Raw genomic sequence first — 17,317 nt, 5'->3', positions numbered from 1 at the left:
TGACCTATTCGCTTTTGTGATATGAGCTATTCTTTTCTATCCATTGCCAGCAACCACCCGCTTAGGTATGAGAAGGTATGAATTCAGAAATTTATCTCCTAACACCCACCGACCTGTTGTCTGGTGACAAGGACGTCGAACAGTTTAAAGCCACATATATTCAGGCCTTGGACGGAGGCGGGATTTCTTGTGTTTTGCTTAGTGGGACAGCTAACAACGCAGAAACATTGAAGAAAGCTGTTGAAACCCTTCAGCCCATAACGCAAGAACGTGATATCGCCTTTCTCATAGAAGATGATTACCAAACCGCCAAAGCGTTTGGGTGTGATGGTGTGCATCTAAACGATGCAGGTAGCTATAAAGAAGCACGCGAGTATCTTGGAACAGATTATATTGTTGGTGTTGACTGCGGTATATCTCGACACGATGCAATCCTAGTTGGCGAGGCTGGGGCCGATTACGTTGCCTTTAACAATAGGCGCCCCTTGCCGGAAATTGAAGATCCTGACGTTCGTGAATTTGAAGAAGGCGGCCCCAAAGGTCTGGAACTTCTCACATGGTGGCAAACGATGATGACGCCCCCTTGTGTATCCATGGATGACATCACAATTGAAATCGCTAAAGCACATGCTGAAGCCGGGGCCGATTTCATCGCGCTACAAACTGCCGTATGGAGCCATCCTGATAATTCGACAACGGCAATCATAGAAGTAAACGAGGCGATTGCCTGAACGCTTAGGACCTGATAGTTTCCCCAGCGACATAAAAGTACACACACTAATTGATGTTATTTGACAACTGAAGACGGGCACAGATCATGAAAATTAACGGTAATGCCATTCGCCCTGGCAATATTATTGAGCACAAAGGCCGCCTGATGCGTGCCATGAAAACTCAACACACGCAACCGGGCAAAGGTGGGGCGTACCTGCAAGTGGAACTAAAAGATATCCGCGATGGTACCAAAATGAACGAACGCTTTCGCGCAAGTGAAGATGTTGATCGTGTCCGCTTGGATCAAATCGAATATCAGTTTCTTTTCCGCGAAGATGACATGCTTACCTTCATGAACAATGAAAGTTACGAGCAAATTGCTTTGCACGAAGACATGGTTGGTGAACCTGTTATCTTCCTCCAAGATGGAATGACAGTTTCTATTGAGTTATACGAAGAAGAGCCAATTTCTGTCGTTTTGCCTGACACCGTAATCTGTGAAGTTGTCGAAGCAGACGCCGTTGTCAAAGGACAGACAGCGTCTTCTTCTTACAAGCCTGGTGTTCTGGATAATGGCGCCCGTATCTTGGTTCCCCCACACATCGCAGCTGGCACACGCATTGTTGTTAACACTGCTGATGGCAGTTATGTGGAACGAGCCAAAGACTAAATCGTTTATCACAGAGGGGCTTAATCAGGCCCCTCTTAAAACACGGCCCCTTAAAGTATGGCCTTCTGACACGGAAAGTAATTTCGATGGTATATCGCTCCCCCCGTATTACGGTTATGATCCGCGCCGCTGAAAAAGCCGCCCGTAGCCTGAAACGCGATTTTGGTGAGGTAGAAAACCTACAGGTTTCCAAAAAAGGACCTGCTGACTTCGTTTCAACAGCAGACCTTAAAGCTGAGAAAATTCTCAAGGAAGAGCTGAAAAGAGCGCGCCCTGAATTCGGCTTTCTTACAGAAGAAGCCGGCGTAGAAAAAGGCGAGAGCAAGGACGAGAGATGGATTATTGATCCCCTCGATGGCACAACAAACTTTCTACACGGTTTGCCTCACTTTGCCATTTCTATTGCTCTTGAAGTTCGTGACGAAATCGTTGCCGCTGTTGTTTATGATCCGATCAAAGATGAAATGTACACGGCTGAAAAAGGTAATGGCGCTTATTTGAATGACCGCCGTCTGCGGGTTTCTGGTCGTGTAAGTCTGGATAGCACGATCATTGCGACTGGAACTCCTTTCCTTGGGCGTGGTGACAGAGGTCCATTCCTGCGTGAAATCAATGCTGTAATGGCACAAACTGCAGGGGTTCGCAGATGGGGGGCAGCAGCCCTTGATCTCGCTTATGTCGCAGCCGGACGCTACGATGCATTCTGGGAAAGAGATCTTTCAGCTTGGGATGTTGCTGCCGGCTTACTTCTTGTAAAAGAAGCTGGCGGGTCGGTTACAGAAATCGATGGCCGGGCTTTCAAGCTAAAAAGCGAGAGTATTCTTTGTGCGAATATTGATTTGCACCCTAAGATGGTGAAATTGTTCAAAGAGTCCGGTAAATACTAGCTTTCCGCGCTCTCTAAATTACCATTTTGACTATTTTACAAAGGCTCATCATCCATGAGCCTTTGTTTCTTTTAGCCTTCCCTATTGTCGTATCCCTCTATGAGCATTAAGCTACGGACAAAGATTCACATTCGAGAATCATCCTGGGGGATGGAAATTGTTCAAGCCTATGAGCTATATATATAAAAATAGACACCAAAATCGCTCAACGATGTTACAGGCAAGCTGTGCCACACTCGCACTACTATGCAGTACATCAGCAGCCGTAGCACAGAACACAACAATCATTGGCGGGTCTGGAAGTTCTGGCGTTTATGTGAATGAACAGCTGATTGGATCCGTTCCTGCCTATTCCAATGGATATTCCTATGGCGGGCAAACCAGCGGGCAACCGGCCCCAGCGGGCTATCCCGGCGCGGGAAACAATCAATACCTCAGCAGACCGGGAAACCTGCTTTTCCCACCTGAAAATTTCCCTCATAGTCAGGTCACAGTAAACAATTTCGCTGACTTTCAAAGTTCAGGATATAACCAAAGTCCATATTCTGCACAGGGCAATCCGCAGAACTATAATTCTTGGCAACAACGATATGGCCAAAATTCTTATGCTCAGGGGACCTATCCGCAACAGCCTGGGCAAACAACAAATTCAAGCCTCTACAATCCTTACGGACAACCTCTTGTCCCCTTATCACAGGTATCCGGCACTCGGGTAGCAAGCACAGGGCAACAGCCACAGTACCCATCTCAAATCCCGGCCTTTTCACCCCAATCACAGTTATTGGTTCCGCCCCCAAATGGTGGAAGTCGTGCTGTACAGAACGTACCAGCTATAGAGAAAAGCCCTTCGGCTCCGGCACCTCAAGCTCCTGTGTATGAAACTGCGTCAGTAACACCTGCGCCCAAAGCCACGTCTAAAAAGGTTGAACCCGTTAGTCAGACCCAAGCACCAAGTTCCAAAATTCCACCTGCCCCGGCCGTGGAAGAAACACAACCAACCAAGGTTGAGCCTGTTGCAACACCGAAGATTGTTGAACCAGAAATTGTTGCTCCAAAAGCTCCATCCCCCAAAGCTCCATCCGCGGAAGAGACTACAGAAACAGCCGCAACAGCAGCTGAAGGAACAACGTTCTCTGCACCTACACCAAAAGTAACCGCGCCAACGCCATCAATCACAGCCCCAGCTCCAAAGATTGAAACTGTGACCGCAGAGCCTGTTTTGACTCCGCCACCAGTTCCAGAGCCTGCTGAGACTGTTTCTGAAACGGCAATACCAACGGCACCAACAATAGCAGAAACCACCTTAACAGAGAGCACGGAAGCGCTTGCTCCGCCACCTCCTCCAACAGAGGCTGAAGCGACACCTTCACCCGTAGAATTGTTACCAAACAACGAAACTGCCGCCGTTACCTCCCCGGAAGAACTTGGGCCTATCCAGTTATTATTTGAACCAAGTGATGCGGATTTGAGTTTAGAAGCAAGAGCACAACTAAATACACTCGCAGATCAGCTTTTAGCCGACGACAGTAAAGTTGTTCAACTTCTGGCCTATGCGGGTGATAACGAAAGTAATGCGCAAGCCCGCCGGATTTCTCTCTCCCGAGCCCTCGCTGTCCGAGGCGTACTTATGGAAAAAGGCATACCGAGCACTAGAATGCATGTCCGTGCATTAGGTAACAAAGCTAAAAATGGCAATCCGGACCGGGTAGAGATTATTCCTGTCCAAAACTAATTCTTAGAGCAACTCTCGTGCACGGGAAGTGGCTGTCTTAGTTTTGCCTAATAAAAACTGTACCTTGCATGAAAGTTTCTAAATACCAGAGGGCGCTTAACGCATGAAACGGCCAACACGCTACCTTATCCGAATGGGGATTTTTCTGGGGATCGTAAGTATTGCTGTTGCAGCGCTTGCACCAAGTCTCCAGGAAGCTTTCATAGCCAATGCAGTTATGAACGGCATGATTTTAGGCGTTCTTTTCTTGGGTATTATCTATATTTTCCGGCAAGTACTCTCTCTTAATCCAGAACTTGCTTGGCTGGAACACCTAAAAAGAGAAACAGAAGGCGGTTTGGTTTTTGCCGGTTCAATGAACGAAGTCAGAGAACCAAGGCTTCTCGGCCCCATGGCAACTATGATCGGAGAGAAAAAAGGCAAACTGAGCCTTTCCACTCTTTCTATGCGGACTCTTCTCGATGGTATCCAAAGCCGCATAGAAGAAAGCCACGATATCTCCAGATATTTGATCGGCTTGCTGATTTTCCTAGGTCTTCTTGGAACTTTTTGGGGATTGCTGGAAACCGTCAATGCCGTCGGCGATACAATCGCTGGCCTCAGCACAACAGCAGACGATCCCTCTGCTATGTTTGACGAGTTGAAATCTGGTTTAGCAACTCCATTATCCGGTATGGGAACAGCCTTCAGTTCTTCATTGTTTGGTTTAGCGGGTTCATTGGTTCTCGGCTTCTTGGAATTACAAGCAGGACAGGCACACAACCGTTTTCTCAACCACTTGGAAGAATGGCTATCCGGCATCACCAAGCTTTCCAGTGGCGGGCCCGGCGCTGAAGGTGACCAATCAGTTCCAGCTTATATTTCTGCGCTGTTAGAACAGACAGCCGAAAGTCTCGAGAAACTGGAAAGAACAATGTCTCGGGATGAGGAAGAACGTGTTCGCGGGAATCAGTCTTTAATTACACTCACGGAACGGATGTCCACACTGACGGATCATATGCGCGCAGAACAAAGCGTTATGCTCAGCATTGCAGAAACACAATCACAGCTAAAACCCATCCTCAGCCAATTAGCGCAAACACAATCTACCCAAGCAAACGCAGGTCTAGACGAAGCCTCTAAAGGACACCTGAGAAACATGGATCTTCGCCTGGAACAGCTTTCTGGTGAAATAGCAAATGGCAGAGAAAGTTCTGTCCAGGAAATAAGAAGCGAAATTCGTCTGTTAACTCGCACATTGGCAGCAATGGCAGAAGGCGAATAACTCCGAATGTTTTCAGCCCGCCGCAGAAGCAGTAAAAGATCTATCAATATCTGGCCTGGTTTCGTCGACGCCTTGGCAACATTGCTTCTTGTCATCATTTTCGTGCTCATGGTCTTCATGGTTGCTCAGTTCGCCCTCAGCAACGCACTCAGCGGCAAAGACAAGGCACTCTCAAATCTGAACAGGGAAATTAGCGAACTTGCAGAGCTCCTCTCGTTAGAGAAATCAGCAAATACCAGATTACGTTCCAGCGTTACCCAGCTTACAACGGAATTACAAAGCTCCATATCTTCACGTGACAGTCTCGCGAATCAATTAGCGTCTCTCTCGGAAGACAAAGAAAATCTGGAAGGCGAATTACTCTCTGTCAGTAAGCAATTAAAAGACCTTGTTAGCGCACAAGCTCTGTTACAAGAAAACAACGATCAGCTCGCAACCGAAAAACAACAACTTCAAGACGACAAGAAGAGCATAGAAGATCAGCTTTCTGCATTGGAATTGGCTGCTGCCAAGCTTTCTAGGGAATCAGCACAAGTAAATGCCGAACTGGAAGACGCTTATAAAATCATTGAAGCTGATAAAGAGAAAGTTGAAACCCAACTCGCTGAAATAGCTCTGTTGAAAGAGCTCCGGGACAATCTGACGGCAAAGCTCGCAACCGCAGAAACGAGTATTACGGGTCAAAAGGCCCTTACAGAAGAAGCTCAAACCGAAGTCGTGCTTCTAAACCAACAAATTGCCGCGCTTCGCCAACAACTCTCGGATATCTCTGCTACGCTGGAAATCACCGAAGCGATTAATGCTGCGCAAGAAACGCAGATTTTAAATCTGGGAAAACGCCTCAACGTTGCACTGGCGACAAAAGTACAGCAGCTGGCGAAATACAGATCAGAATTCTTTGGCAAGCTAAGGGAAGTATTGGGCAATAGACAAGACATCCGCATTGTCGGAGATCGTTTTGTCTTTCAGTCAGAAGTTCTCTTTTCCAGTGGCTCAGCAACACTGGAAGCTGGAGGCCAAGAACAGTTGGGACAATTGGCAAAAACCCTCAAAGAGCTCTCTGCCAATATCCCTGATGATATTGACTGGATTTTACGTGTTGATGGCCATACGGATGTACAACCGATCTCTACAGCTGAATTCCCTTCTAACTGGGAGCTTTCAACAGCGAGAGCGATATCCGTTGTCAAATTTCTGATAACCCAAGGCATACCGGCATCCAGACTGGCAGCAACAGGCTTTGGCCAGTTCCAGCCCTTAGACAGCAGTCGTGATGAAATTGCCTTCAGACGTAACCGCCGTATAGAGCTAAAACTGACACAACGTTAATAGGTCACCTCAGCAGTCTCTATAAGATGCTTATTTTTTCATAGGATAATAAGACAACGACCAAAAAAGAAGTTTAGCTTGCTGCTTGGACCGTAAGCTCTGCATCCAAATCCGGCCCGAACTGCAACTCTGCCAACCGTGCATAAAGACCATCCTGCTTAACCAGCTCAGCATGCGTTCCACTTGCCACGATGCGGCCTTCGTCCATGACCAAAATACGATCTGCTTTCAAGACCGTCGCCAAGCGGTGAGCAATCATGATTGTTGTACGCCCATCCAGCAGATTATCTAATGCTTTTTGAACAGCAACTTCACTTTGAGAATCCAAAGCAGACGTTGCTTCATCCAGAAGTAAAATTTCTGGGTCTCGCAGGATAGCCCGCGCAATGGCAAGACGCTGTCTCTGTCCACCAGAAAGACGTACACCTTTCTCGCCGAGATAAGTATCATATCCATCAGGAAGCTTTTCCAAAAACTCATGTGCCGACGCAGCTTTGGCTGCATTGATTATCTCTTCGCGGCTCGCATCTGGACGGCCATAGCGAATGTTCTCGTAGGCAGTAGCCGAGAAAACCACAGGCTCTTGAGAAACCAAGCCAATGTGTTTACGCATTTCAACAGGGTCAAAGTCGGGAAGAGTAACACCATCAATCTCAACAGCGCCCTGTTGCACATCATAGTAACGAAGCAGTAACTGAAAAACTGTCGTTTTCCCTGCCCCAGAAGGCCCGACAATCGCCACTTTCTCACCTGCTTTGATATCCGCAGAAAACGCTGTCATAGCCGATTGCGTTGGTCTGGACGGATAATTAAAGCTCACATCTTTGAAAGAGACTGCCCCTTTAATTTTGGCAGGCAATGGTGTTGGAGCTTCTGGTGCCGCAATATCTGTTTTTAGGGCCAGAAGGCTTAACAGACGCTCTGTTGCCCCTGCCGCCCGTTGTAAGTCACCTATAACTTCACTAAAGGCACCCAGTGATCCCGCGACAACAATTGCGTAGAAAACAAAAGAGGACAGCTCACCAGCGGTAATACGACCTTCCAGCACATCGCGACCACCAACCCAAAGAATCGCGCTAATCGAACCGAAAACCAGTACAATAACAATCGCCGTCAAAAGTGCTCGAAATCGGATTCGCGTCACTGCCGTGGTAAAAGCATCTTCGACACGATCCGAAAAATACTGGCGATCAAGCGCTTCATGGCTAAAAGCCTGTACGGTACGAATCGCCCCGATTGTCTCATCAGCATATACACCAACGTCTGCAATCCTGTCCTGGCTGTCTTTACTCAGGGTCCGCACTTTCCGGCCAAAGAATAGAATTGGGATCAGTACAAAAGGAATAACAAGCGCAACAAACCCCGTTAATTTCGGCGACGTTACAATAAGAAGAACTAACCCACCGAAAAACATCAATAAATTACGAAGAGCGATAGAGAAAGACGACCCAACAACAACCTGTAAAAGCGTCGTATCCGTTGTCAGCCTTGAAAGAACTTCACCACTTCTGGTGACTTCGAAAAAGGCAGGAGACATCTTAATAATGTGGCCAAATACGGCGGAACGTATATCAGCAACAACCCTTTCTCCAATCCACGACACGAGAAAGTACCGTGAATAACTTGCCAGTGCTAAAAGGACAGTTACGCCAAAAAGAACAAAAACAGCCTGATCAAGAAGCTCGCCATTTCCACTTGAAAAACCTTGGTCGATCAGCGCTCTAAGCCCTCTCCCTAGCCCCAACACAGTGCCTGCAGCAATGACGAGAGCAATCATCGCACCACAGATTTGCAGTTTATATGGCCGCACAAACTGCCATAACAACAACAGATGCTTTAACTCTTTGCTTTTAGGCGCATCTTCTTTCGATGCGGCAGCTAAACTCTTTCCACTGTTGCGGGTCATACTTGTCTTTCCTGATGAAGGACTCCATTTCTGGACTCCATAAAAATAATAACTTACCTAATAACGGAATTGACCTTTGTACTCCAGTATGAGAAACCACAATTTATTAACGGCTTCAATGCGACCCTATGCCTCTGACAGGTAAATTTACACGATTCGTGGAATTAACTTGCCTCTTGGCGCAGGTTCGGTTAAATAGCCCCCGCTTCCTAAGGGGATACGGACTATGAAAAAAGATATTCATCCAGAATACCACACCATCAAAGTTGTAATGACTGATGGCAGTGAATTCGAAACACGCTCTACATGGGGCAAAGAAGGCGATACTATGCGTCTTGATATTGACCCTAAGAGTCATCCAGCTTGGACTGGCGAGCACCGCTTGGTTGATACCGGTGGTCAGGTTGCTAAGTTCAACAAGCGTTTTGCAGCTTTTGGCATCAAGAACTAAGCCAAACTGTTTAAATGTTAAAAAAGGTTCCGTTTTACGGAGCCTTTTTTTTTGCTCTATCCAATTGAGAATCCAGTCTCGCCACACGCATATAAAGCTGGTAGCTGCGCCCCATCAAATCGACCATTCTTGGATCAGCACCATCCGGTAATTCATCTGCAACTTCACAAACGTTGCGACCAGAGATTCTGTTATCCGGCTGCCTAGCCTCATCTAAAGTTATCTCGCCATTAAGAACTGCTCTTTGCAACAAAAGCCATGCTACAACCTGTGTCAGCCGAGTTGTAAGCCGCATACTTTCACAACAAATTTGCAGCCTGTCTTCCGGCTTTAACCATGGATGACGGTTACTGGCTCTATCGGCCAGATAATCCCTTGCCTCTTTGGTGAGGGACAAGGCTTCTTGATAAGTCGAATCCAGATACGTAACCATAAACCGCCTGATCGTCGCTGCTCTGCATAATAATACAGTCACATGCAGAGTTTTATTCAACCTACCACAAGGGGCTTAACAAATTCTTGGCCCGAATAATCAATGTGAAAGCCTTCGGGTTCTCGGGCCACTCAGCCAGAGTTTCTTGCCAGAGTTTCTTGCCAGTGTTCCTTCCCCGCGTTTCTTGAAAAAAATCAATCTCCTAAATCATCCAGCTATTTTTTTATGGCCCTATCTTGAAAACACTCAGCTCACATCCTAACTCAAACAGTACAAGGAGTGCCAATAGGGCTTCTTAGTATTCCCGAGCCTGACCATGACGGTAGGCTCATTGTTTAGCTTGTTGCTCAGAAGGAGAACACGCAATGCACCATCGTGACCTTACACCATTACTACGTGCGACTGTCGGCTTTGATCGCATGATGAATATGCTTGATGCATCCACCCGACCAGACACGGCAACATCCAGCTATCCCCCTTATAACATAGAGAAAATAGCCGAACATGATTATCGTATCACAATGGCTATTGCTGGTTTTGCACAGGACGAACTAGAGATCACCATCAAGGAAAATTCTCTTCATGTTTCTGGAAAAAAAGAACGCGATAAGGACGAAGAAGTCACCTATTTGCATAGAGGAATAGCAAATAGGTCCTTTGAAAAAAGCTTTGATTTGGCAGACCACATTAAGGTAACTGGGGCAAATCTTGAGAACGGCCTGCTTGTCATTGAGCTGGCACGCGAGATTCCAGAATCAAAAAAACCACGAACTATCCCAATTTCAAATGGGGATTCCAAAGAACCTGAGCTAATAGATCAGAAATAATTTTCAGATCAAAAACGCCAAAGGCCGAGCTTATATTCGATAAGCTCGGCCTTTGTTTTTTTGGCAATATATCTAACAGACATTACGATCTATGTCGTTTGGTCTGTTTGTCCACCCTGTCAACTTGCCTTTGTTATGCAAGAGGTTATGAAGACTCGAGCCTCTCGTCAAGGGGTTGTTTTGTTTTTTGACATTTTTACGACAAAATTTGCCTTTTTTCAGGCGCTTTTCGCTCTCTGAATCAATGCCTATTCAAATGATATCAAAGTATTACGCAAAAAAAATCCGCCGGCAAAAAACCGGCGGCAAGTCAACAGGGAGGCATCAAAAAAAAGACAAATAGTAATAAAAGAACTAAAAAACCTTTTTTGATATTACAAGATTATAAGAAATGAACTAAAAAAGAGTTAACAACATAAATCTTGTTCTTACACTTAAAGATTTAAGATCTATTTTTTCTTTTTCAAGAGGCAAAATTAAAGGGAAGCAAATAAAAAGCTTCCCTTAGGCTCTAGTATTCATCAGATGAAAAATAAATAACGATAATAATAGCTTATAAATTATTGTGCCATCCATCCTCCATCTATTGAATAGGGTGCCCCCGTCATTTGGTCTGCGGCTTCACTACATAAGAAAGCAGCAAGTCTACCTATCTGTTCAGGTGTTGAAAAATCCTGAGATGGTGTTTTTTCAGAAACCAAAGCCCGCTTTTCTTCCTCAAAAGTCTTGCCGCTCTCTTTTGCTCTGGCCTCGATCTGAGCACGAACCAAATCAGTTAAGACCCACCCAGGACAGATCGCATTCACGGTAATCCCCTTCGTCGCGACCTCTAACGCAACAGCCTTGGTCAACCCGACAATGCCATGTTTTGCCGCAACATAGGCTGATTTATTTGGCGATGCGGTCAAACCATGTGCAGAAGCAACATTGATAATACGGCCCCATCCTTTTTCTTTCATCCCAGGTAAAGACGCCTTTATCGTATGAAAGGCAGACGAAAGATTAATGGCAATAACCGCATCCCAGCGTTCTTCAGGAAACTCATCAACAGGTGAAACATGCTGAATCCCTGCGTTATTCACCAAAATATCAACAGCACCAAGTTTTTTTTGAGCCTCAGATATCATATCCGTGATTTCAGATGATTTACTCATATCAGCACTTGAATAGGCTACCTTTACACCGAAATCCGCGGCTATTTTTTTCTCCAAATCTGCAATTTCGGATCGGTCCCCAAAACCGTTCAGCATAATATCAGCACCTTCTGCCGCTAAAATTTCAGCAATCCCCTTACCAATACCGCTGGTCGATCCTGTAATAACCGCCACTTTCCCTTTGAGGCCCGACATTTATTTCTCCTGTAATATAAGAATTGATAACAATTACTTGGGTAAGACGTTCACGTAGTATGCGATCAACATCGTTACTGTAACAACAGATAGAATCGTAGATGAAAGCACGACAGACGCCGCCCTTGCCGTAAAGACCCCATATTGCTGTGCCAAGATAAAAACGTTCACACCTGTCGGCTGCGCGGCCAAAATAACAGCGACCGCTGCCCACAAAGGCGGAACATCAATAACGTTAAAAACAAGGATTGCGACGATACAGGGATAGATAATTGTTTTTAACACAACGATTAAAAAACTTTGCTTCAAATCACCCGCGAGTTTGAATTCAGTAAGGGATACCCCCAATGAAAAAAGAGCACAGGGGACAACAGCCCCACCCAACAAAGCCGTGAAACGATCCATAACCGAGACAAATTCATAACCTGAAAGCTGATAAAGCCCGCCTGCGATAAGACCTATGATAATGGGATTACTCCAAATCGCTTTTGCCAAAGAAAGTAACATGGTTTTGGCCCCATGCCCTCCATCACCTTCGCGCGACAGGTCATATTCCGTCAACATCGACGTTAAGGCCATAAGTATCGGGGCCTGAAAAGCAATCAACATGGTCAAAGGGACCATGCCTTTATCTCCAAAAGCAGAATAGACTAAGGGAAAACCAAGTAATAAAAGATTGCCATAGGTCGCCCCCATTGCCATCACAGCAGCTTCTTTTAGCCCATGACCATACAAAAACCGTCCGAGAACCGCGCTCAAAATAAAAATAGAAAGCGAAACGCTGTAGAAAGCAACGATAAGAGAAAAATCGATATCCGCGGACAAGTTTCCTTGAGCCATTGTACGGAACAAAAGGGCCGGGATCGCCATATAATACACAAAAAAGGAAAGTCCCTTCAAAGCACCAGACGACACCCATTGTCTTTTACCAGCGATGTATCCCGACAAGATAATTGCAAAGACCGGTAAAACTATTTCTAAACTGACGAACAAAATGCCCCCTTACCATCGTTACAGTTTTGCGGTGCGACAAACACCTCGATGACTGGACTTAAGCTTTAAACAAACCGTCCAGCCCCTGACGATGCTTTTCTTTTCGATCTATTTCTATTTGCGTTCTCGTGATCTCGTCCTCTAGCCGCGCGATATATTCTCTTAATTCATTCAACCCCATAGGCTCTAAGTTTTTGAGCTGAGGCTTACCTTTTCTGGGCTCAAGATCGTCAATATCCATACCATCCCCACTTTTTTACTTACATACGGTTTGTTCACATACTGCGACATATACCTTGGCATTGATTACTAATTATGAATTTCGAGCACATCAATTGTTGCCATTGGCAATCTCCATCTCTGCATATTAAACTGAAGATCTAAAAGAGAAACAGCAGATTAATAACCGACAGGGTAAACGCGTGGCACAAGATACTTCCGGACCATTCCCCGAAAAGATGACGGCAATTGAAATCAAAGAGTACGGTGACGCAGATCAACTGGTGCCGACACACCGTCCGATCCCTGCCCCTGCAGAAGATGAGGTCCTTATTAAAGTCAGTTATGCTGGCGTAAATCGTCCAGATGTGATTCAACGCAAGGGTCTCTATCCACCTCCCCCGGGAGAATCCGATATTCCCGGCCTTGAAATATCAGGAACGATTGTCAAAATAGGGGCACAAATCAACCAATATAAACCAGGAGATAAGGTTCTCGCCCTTGTTGGCGGCGGTGGGTACGCTGAATATTGTACCGCCCCGGTTGGACAGTGCCTACCAATCCCCAAAAATCTTTCCATGGAACAAGCCGCTGCACTACCAGAGACCTATTTCACTGTGTGGAGCAATGTTTTTGATCGCTGTGAACTTAAACCCGACGAAACTATTCTGATCCACGGCGGAACCTCTGGCATTGGCACAACCGCCATTCAATTGGCCAAAGCTTTTGGCGCCAAAGTGATTACCACGGCAGGTAGCGATGAAAAGTGTCAAGCCTGCCTAGATCTCGGGGCCGACTTGGCTATTAATTATAAAACACAGGATTTTGTAGAAGAATCTAAGGCTTTCACCCAGAAAAAAGGCGTCGATGTCGTTCTGGATATGGTCGGCGGAGACTACATACAACGCGATATTTCCTGCTTGGGAACAGACGGCCGCCTCTGTTTCATCGCCTTCTTGTCAGGATCACAAGCAGATGTAAACTTCATGCCTGTAATGCTCAAACGCTTAAAAATCACCGGATCAACCCTGCGTGCCCGTTCCAGAGCATTTAAAGCCCAGATAGGTAATAATCTAAAAGAAAAAGTCTGGCCATTAATTGAAAGTGGCAAGCTGGGTCCTCTGATTTACAAAGTCCTACCATTGGAAGAAGCTGCTGAAGCTCATAAATTAATGGAATCATCCAAACATATCGGAAAAATTGTTTTAAAACTTGAAAAGTAGCCCCAAAGCCAGCTAATTAATAAAAAAACACCTCAATCCTTTATTTACTGCTTGGCCTCGCGGTATATTCGGGGTAAGCCACCCGTTGGATACGTATTACCGTAGCCGAAGGATCATTAGCCGACGGCACGATTAGGAGAACCAATGTCTCAACCACTAATGCCAAAAGCGACCGCCGTTTGGTTGGTCGAGAACACATCGCTAACCTTTGAGCAGATTGCAGAATTCTGTCAACTTCACACACTCGAAGTGCAAGGAATTGCCGATGGTGAAGTCGCTGTAGGTATTCGGGGTATGGACCCCATTGCAAATTCTCAGATCACGCGCGCGGAACTAGAACGCTGCGAAAAGGATTCGTCAAAGTCTCTGCGTTTTTATCAGCAGGATGATTTGCCACAGCCGTCCAAACGGACAAAGGGTCCTCGTTACACCCCAATTGCAAAACGTCAGGATAAACCAGACGGAATTGCATGGTTGGTTCGCCACCACCCAGAGCTTACAGACAACCATGTTTCAAAACTGATTGGTACGACAAAGAAAACCATTCAGGCGATCAGAGATCGATCTCACTGGAACATTAGTAACATTCGTCCTCGTGACCCCGTATTGCTTGGCCTTTGTAAGCAAGTCGATCTGAACGCGACAATCGACAAAGCGATCAAAGAAGCTGAAAAAGCTGGCCGCATCATTCCAAAACCAGAACCAATGGAAGAGGAAGTTGTAGCTGCACCGGTCAAAGAAGAACTTCCGGAAGATCCGTACGAAGCCTTCACACGCGCTTTCAAAAAGACTGATTGATATCCTACATATCAAAAACCCAAAAAGGCCTCTTATTTTTAAGAGGCCTTTTTTATAGGTTTGTCCCGTCCTGAAATAAGTTTATATATTTCAGGACGGATCAGTCGGTACAATTCCCAGCAGAAACAATAGCGACGTTACGATTTTGCATACCCAATGCTTGTCAGGGCGACTCTGATTTCATCCAGAATTGCCGGATCATCAATGGTCGCGGGAATTTTATAGTCTTCGTTATCGGCAACTTTACGCATCGTCGCACGCAAAATTTTACCCGATCGCGTCTTGGGTAACCGTCCGACGACCACAGCAAGCTTGAAGGCCGCAACCGGTCCAATATCGTGCCTGACTTTTTGTATAACTTCCGCAACTACGTCGCTATGAGATTTTTTGGCTCCCGCTTTTAGAACCATAAAGCCGAGTGGTAGTTGGCCCTTGAGTTTATCTGCCACGCCAATTACCGCGCACTCAGCAACATCTTCATGAGCCGCTAAAACTTCTTCCATCGCCCCGGTTGATAAGCGGTGTCCTGCGACATTGATAATATCATCTGTCCGGGACATGACATAGATATAACCATTTTCATCTTTATAACCAGCATCCCCTGTTTCATAAAAACCTGGGAAACTTGACAAATAAGCTTGGCGGTGGCGCTCTTTCGCATTCCAAAGGGTCGAGAAGGTTCCTGGCGGCAGAGGAAGCTTACAAACGATTGCCCCGATATCCCCCGCAGGCATTTCATTATGATCTTCAGCATCGAGAATACGAACATCCCACCCAGGAACTGATCGGGCAGGAGATCCAGCTACAATAGGTAATTCTTCAATTCCAAGACAATTAGAAGCTATCGGCCACCCTGTTTCTGTCTGCCACCAGTGATCAATGACCGGGACCTTTAGTTTTTCCAACGCCCAATTCAATGTATCAGGATCACATCGCTCCCCAGCAAGAAACAAAGTCCTGAAGTGTGAAAGATCATACTTTTCCAAATAAGTAGCGTCCGGGTCCTGTTGCCGGATTGCCCGGAAAGCTGTGGGCGCTGTAAAGAGAACAGAAACATTGTGTTCCGAGATAACGCGCCAAAATGCACCGGGATCGGGTGTCCCAACTGGCTTACCCTCGTACATGACAGAGGTTGCCCCGTAAATTAACGGCCCGTACACAATATAGGAATGCCCAACAACCCAGCCGACGTCCGACGCCCCCCAAAAGACCTCGCCAGGTTCAACATTATATATTTTCTTCATCGACCAATGCAGGGCCACAGCATGCCCGCCATTATCACGTACAATTCCTTTGGGCTGCCCTGTGGTTCCAGAGGTATAGAGAATATAAAGCGGATCTGTCGCAGCAACAGGGACACAATCAACAGCCGAGGCCTTCGCCTCTGCCTGTGCCCAATCCACATCGCGCTTGGCTGTCATAGATGCTTCTATTTGCGGGCGTTGCCAGATTACACAGTGATCAGGCTTATGTGTTGAAAGATCAATCGCTTCATCAAGCAAAGGCTTATAGGGAATAACCTTGTTCACCTCTATACCGCAAGAAGCAGAGACGATAATTTTCGGGCTACAATCATCTATACGCGTTGCAAGCTCATTAGCTGCAAATCCTCCAAAGACGACCGAGTGAACAGCACCAAGCCTTGCACAAGCCAACATTGCGACCGCCGCTTCCGGTATCATTGGCATATAAATAATAACGCGGTCACCCTTTGAAACACCAAGCTCAACAAGTGACCCCGCAAATTTGGCGACACGGTTTAAGAGATCGGAATAGCTGATATTCTCTTTTGTATCGGTGACAGGGCTATCGTATATCAAGGCTGTCTGATCGCCCTGCCCCTGTTCTACATGTCGATCAAGCGCGTTATAGCAGGTGTTTAGTTCTCCCCCGCTAAACCATTGGTAAAAAGGCGCGTCAGTGTCGTCTAGCACTTTGGCATATGGTTTATACCAATTAATTTCCGATGCGGCTTCGGCCCAGAAAGTCTCTGACTCTGCCAAAGAACGCGCTTGCACGTCATCAAATAAACCCATGATGTTGTCCCAACATGATTATATATTTTTTATCCAGCCTCCCCGACCGGTCAGAATAGCTTGCTGCATATTAACTAAGGGATCAATTTCCCCAATACACAGAAGCCTGCATTAGATAATTATTTTACAAATTTTTTACAGGCAAGATAATAAAAAAACACCCGCCCGGAAAAACCGAACGAGTGCTTTTTTCATTTATCTAAATGCAAGCAAAAGGTACGCTAAATACCTCGGCATTCTTAGTGGGGATCACTCAACATTTGCATTTCGTCTTTAACGCGAAGCTTTTGCTTTTTAAGTGACATTAGTAGGGATTCATCGGGATGCGGGCGCGTACTCTCCTGATCAATAGCGCTCTCTAAAGTAACGTGTTTTGTGCGCAAGGACTCGATGCGTTCGGCAGTGGCCATATTCGTCTCCCTTTAAATACTAAGTTTCAATTGCTACCAATCACACTTAATGTTGTGAATCTTTACTTCAATTAAT

The 17,317-nt window shown here is 46.0% G+C and carries 17 protein-coding genes; 10 read left to right on the top strand and 7 right to left on the bottom strand.

The genetic code is table 11. The features are described from left to right. Positions 1-77 precede the first annotated feature (77 nt). From ACN0W5_RS04285 to ACN0W5_RS04260, 6 genes are all read left to right on the top strand, one after another. Entirely contained in the window at positions 78-731 is a 654-nt protein-coding gene (locus tag ACN0W5_RS04285) for a thiamine phosphate synthase (RefSeq protein ID WP_417452976.1), read from the top strand. An 86-nt stretch (positions 732-817) separates the two neighbouring features. Continuing rightward, positions 818-1,384, top strand: a complete 567-nt coding sequence (gene efp, locus ACN0W5_RS04280) for an elongation factor P (protein WP_047762249.1) — start codon at positions 818-820, stop codon at positions 1,382-1,384. An 86-nt stretch (positions 1,385-1,470) separates the two neighbouring features. Then, on the top strand, positions 1,471-2,271 hold the full coding sequence (locus ACN0W5_RS04275; protein ID WP_299373596.1) for an inositol monophosphatase family protein: 801 nt from the start codon (positions 1,471-1,473) through the stop codon (positions 2,269-2,271). 169 nt (positions 2,272-2,440) lie between these two features. Further along, complete coding sequence (locus ACN0W5_RS04270; RefSeq protein WP_417452975.1) at positions 2,441-4,003, top strand: OmpA family protein; 1,563 nt, start codon at positions 2,441-2,443, stop codon at positions 4,001-4,003. Positions 4,004-4,106: 103 nt separating this feature from the next. Then, positions 4,107-5,267, top strand: a complete 1,161-nt coding sequence (locus ACN0W5_RS04265) for a flagellar motor protein MotA (RefSeq protein WP_417452974.1) — start codon at positions 4,107-4,109, stop codon at positions 5,265-5,267. A gap of 6 nt (positions 5,268-5,273) precedes the next feature. Further along, complete coding sequence (locus ACN0W5_RS04260) at positions 5,274-6,596, top strand: peptidoglycan -binding protein (RefSeq protein ID WP_417452973.1); 1,323 nt, start codon at positions 5,274-5,276, stop codon at positions 6,594-6,596. A 73-nt stretch (positions 6,597-6,669) separates the two neighbouring features. Here the strand turns inward: ACN0W5_RS04260 and ACN0W5_RS04255 are convergent, their stop codons facing one another. After that, on the bottom strand, positions 6,670-8,502 hold the full coding sequence (locus ACN0W5_RS04255) for an ABC transporter transmembrane domain-containing protein (RefSeq protein WP_417452972.1): 1,833 nt from the start codon (positions 8,500-8,502) through the stop codon (positions 6,670-6,672). 226 nt (positions 8,503-8,728) lie between these two features. Here ACN0W5_RS04255 and rpmE point away from each other — a divergent pair, with 226 nt between their 5' ends. After that, a complete protein-coding gene (rpmE, locus tag ACN0W5_RS04250; RefSeq protein ID WP_085901212.1) occupies positions 8,729-8,953 on the top strand; it encodes a 50S ribosomal protein L31 in 225 nt (74 codons plus the stop codon). A 34-nt stretch (positions 8,954-8,987) separates the two neighbouring features. Here the strand turns inward: rpmE and ACN0W5_RS04245 are convergent, their stop codons facing one another. Beyond that, complete coding sequence (locus ACN0W5_RS04245) at positions 8,988-9,386, bottom strand: DUF1465 family protein (protein WP_417452971.1); 399 nt, start codon at positions 9,384-9,386, stop codon at positions 8,988-8,990. Positions 9,387-9,751: 365 nt separating this feature from the next. Between ACN0W5_RS04245 and ACN0W5_RS04240 the strand changes: the two genes are divergently transcribed. Continuing rightward, entirely contained in the window at positions 9,752-10,213 is a 462-nt protein-coding gene (locus ACN0W5_RS04240; protein ID WP_417452970.1) for an Hsp20 family protein, read from the top strand. 560 nt (positions 10,214-10,773) lie between these two features. Here the strand turns inward: ACN0W5_RS04240 and ACN0W5_RS04235 are convergent. Genes ACN0W5_RS04235 through ACN0W5_RS04225 form a run of 3 tightly spaced genes read right to left on the bottom strand, consistent with a single transcriptional unit; the run spans position 10,774 to position 12,796 of the window. Then, on the bottom strand, positions 10,774-11,562 hold the full coding sequence (locus tag ACN0W5_RS04235; RefSeq protein WP_417452969.1) for a 3-hydroxybutyrate dehydrogenase: 789 nt from the start codon (positions 11,560-11,562) through the stop codon (positions 10,774-10,776). A gap of 33 nt (positions 11,563-11,595) precedes the next feature. Continuing rightward, positions 11,596-12,555: an AEC family transporter gene (locus tag ACN0W5_RS04230; RefSeq protein ID WP_417452968.1), complete on the bottom strand. Its 960-nt coding sequence runs from the start codon at positions 12,553-12,555 to the stop codon at positions 11,596-11,598. 58 nt (positions 12,556-12,613) lie between these two features. Further along, the gene (locus ACN0W5_RS04225) at positions 12,614-12,796 is read right to left on the bottom strand and encodes a DUF1192 domain-containing protein (protein ID WP_417452967.1); all 183 of its coding nucleotides are present in this window, start codon (positions 12,794-12,796) and stop codon (positions 12,614-12,616) included. 217 nt (positions 12,797-13,013) lie between these two features. Here ACN0W5_RS04225 and ACN0W5_RS04220 point away from each other — a divergent pair, with 217 nt between their 5' ends. Together ACN0W5_RS04220 and ACN0W5_RS04215 are read left to right on the top strand one after the other, a co-directional pair. Further along, positions 13,014-13,997 (top strand): NAD(P)H-quinone oxidoreductase, encoded by a 984-nt coding sequence (locus ACN0W5_RS04220; RefSeq protein WP_417453119.1) that lies wholly within the window; start codon positions 13,014-13,016, stop codon positions 13,995-13,997. A 144-nt stretch (positions 13,998-14,141) separates the two neighbouring features. After that, the gene (locus ACN0W5_RS04215) at positions 14,142-14,795 is read left to right on the top strand and encodes a DUF1013 domain-containing protein (RefSeq protein ID WP_299373627.1); all 654 of its coding nucleotides are present in this window, start codon (positions 14,142-14,144) and stop codon (positions 14,793-14,795) included. Positions 14,796-14,932: 137 nt separating this feature from the next. Here ACN0W5_RS04215 and ACN0W5_RS04210 read toward each other — a convergent pair whose 3' ends face one another. After that, positions 14,933-16,831 carry a propionyl-CoA synthetase gene (locus ACN0W5_RS04210; RefSeq protein ID WP_417452966.1) on the bottom strand — a complete coding sequence of 633 codons (1,899 nt, stop codon included), beginning with the start codon at positions 16,829-16,831 and terminating at the stop codon, positions 14,933-14,935. Positions 16,832-17,070: 239 nt separating this feature from the next. Continuing rightward, positions 17,071-17,241, bottom strand: a complete 171-nt coding sequence (locus ACN0W5_RS04205) for a YdcH family protein (protein WP_082130264.1) — start codon at positions 17,239-17,241, stop codon at positions 17,071-17,073. Positions 17,242-17,317 lie beyond the last annotated feature (76 nt).

The sequence above is a fragment of the Kiloniella sp. genome, assembly GCF_048270245.1.
Classification (GTDB): domain Bacteria; phylum Pseudomonadota; class Alphaproteobacteria; order Kiloniellales; family Kiloniellaceae; genus Kiloniella.
Note: the sequence above shows the minus strand (reverse complement) of the source record. Positions and strands in the feature narration are given on the sequence as shown.

Coding starts and splice junctions, on each gene's coding strand:
- ACN0W5_RS04265 (WP_417452974.1), top strand. CDS start 4,107: ATGAAACGGCCAACACGCTACCTTATCCGAATGGGGATTTTTCTGGGG.
- ACN0W5_RS04205 (WP_082130264.1), bottom strand. CDS start 17,241: ATGGCCACTGCCGAACGCATCGAGTCCTTGCGCACAAAACACGTTACT.
- ACN0W5_RS04210 (WP_417452966.1), bottom strand. CDS start 16,831: ATGGGTTTATTTGATGACGTGCAAGCGCGTTCTTTGGCAGAGTCAGAG.
- ACN0W5_RS04260 (WP_417452973.1), top strand. CDS start 5,274: ATGTTTTCAGCCCGCCGCAGAAGCAGTAAAAGATCTATCAATATCTGG.
- ACN0W5_RS04240 (WP_417452970.1), top strand. CDS start 9,752: ATGCACCATCGTGACCTTACACCATTACTACGTGCGACTGTCGGCTTT.
- ACN0W5_RS04235 (WP_417452969.1), bottom strand. CDS start 11,562: ATGTCGGGCCTCAAAGGGAAAGTGGCGGTTATTACAGGATCGACCAGC.
- ACN0W5_RS04255 (WP_417452972.1), bottom strand. CDS start 8,502: ATGACCCGCAACAGTGGAAAGAGTTTAGCTGCCGCATCGAAAGAAGAT.
- ACN0W5_RS04215 (WP_299373627.1), top strand. CDS start 14,142: ATGTCTCAACCACTAATGCCAAAAGCGACCGCCGTTTGGTTGGTCGAG.
- ACN0W5_RS04275 (WP_299373596.1), top strand. CDS start 1,471: ATGGTATATCGCTCCCCCCGTATTACGGTTATGATCCGCGCCGCTGAA.
- ACN0W5_RS04270 (WP_417452975.1), top strand. CDS start 2,441: ATGAGCTATATATATAAAAATAGACACCAAAATCGCTCAACGATGTTA.
- rpmE (WP_085901212.1), top strand. CDS start 8,729: ATGAAAAAAGATATTCATCCAGAATACCACACCATCAAAGTTGTAATG.
- ACN0W5_RS04220 (WP_417453119.1), top strand. CDS start 13,014: ATGACGGCAATTGAAATCAAAGAGTACGGTGACGCAGATCAACTGGTG.
- ACN0W5_RS04285 (WP_417452976.1), top strand. CDS start 78: ATGAATTCAGAAATTTATCTCCTAACACCCACCGACCTGTTGTCTGGT.
- ACN0W5_RS04225 (WP_417452967.1), bottom strand. CDS start 12,796: ATGGATATTGACGATCTTGAGCCCAGAAAAGGTAAGCCTCAGCTCAAA.
- efp (WP_047762249.1), top strand. CDS start 818: ATGAAAATTAACGGTAATGCCATTCGCCCTGGCAATATTATTGAGCAC.
- ACN0W5_RS04245 (WP_417452971.1), bottom strand. CDS start 9,386: ATGGTTACGTATCTGGATTCGACTTATCAAGAAGCCTTGTCCCTCACC.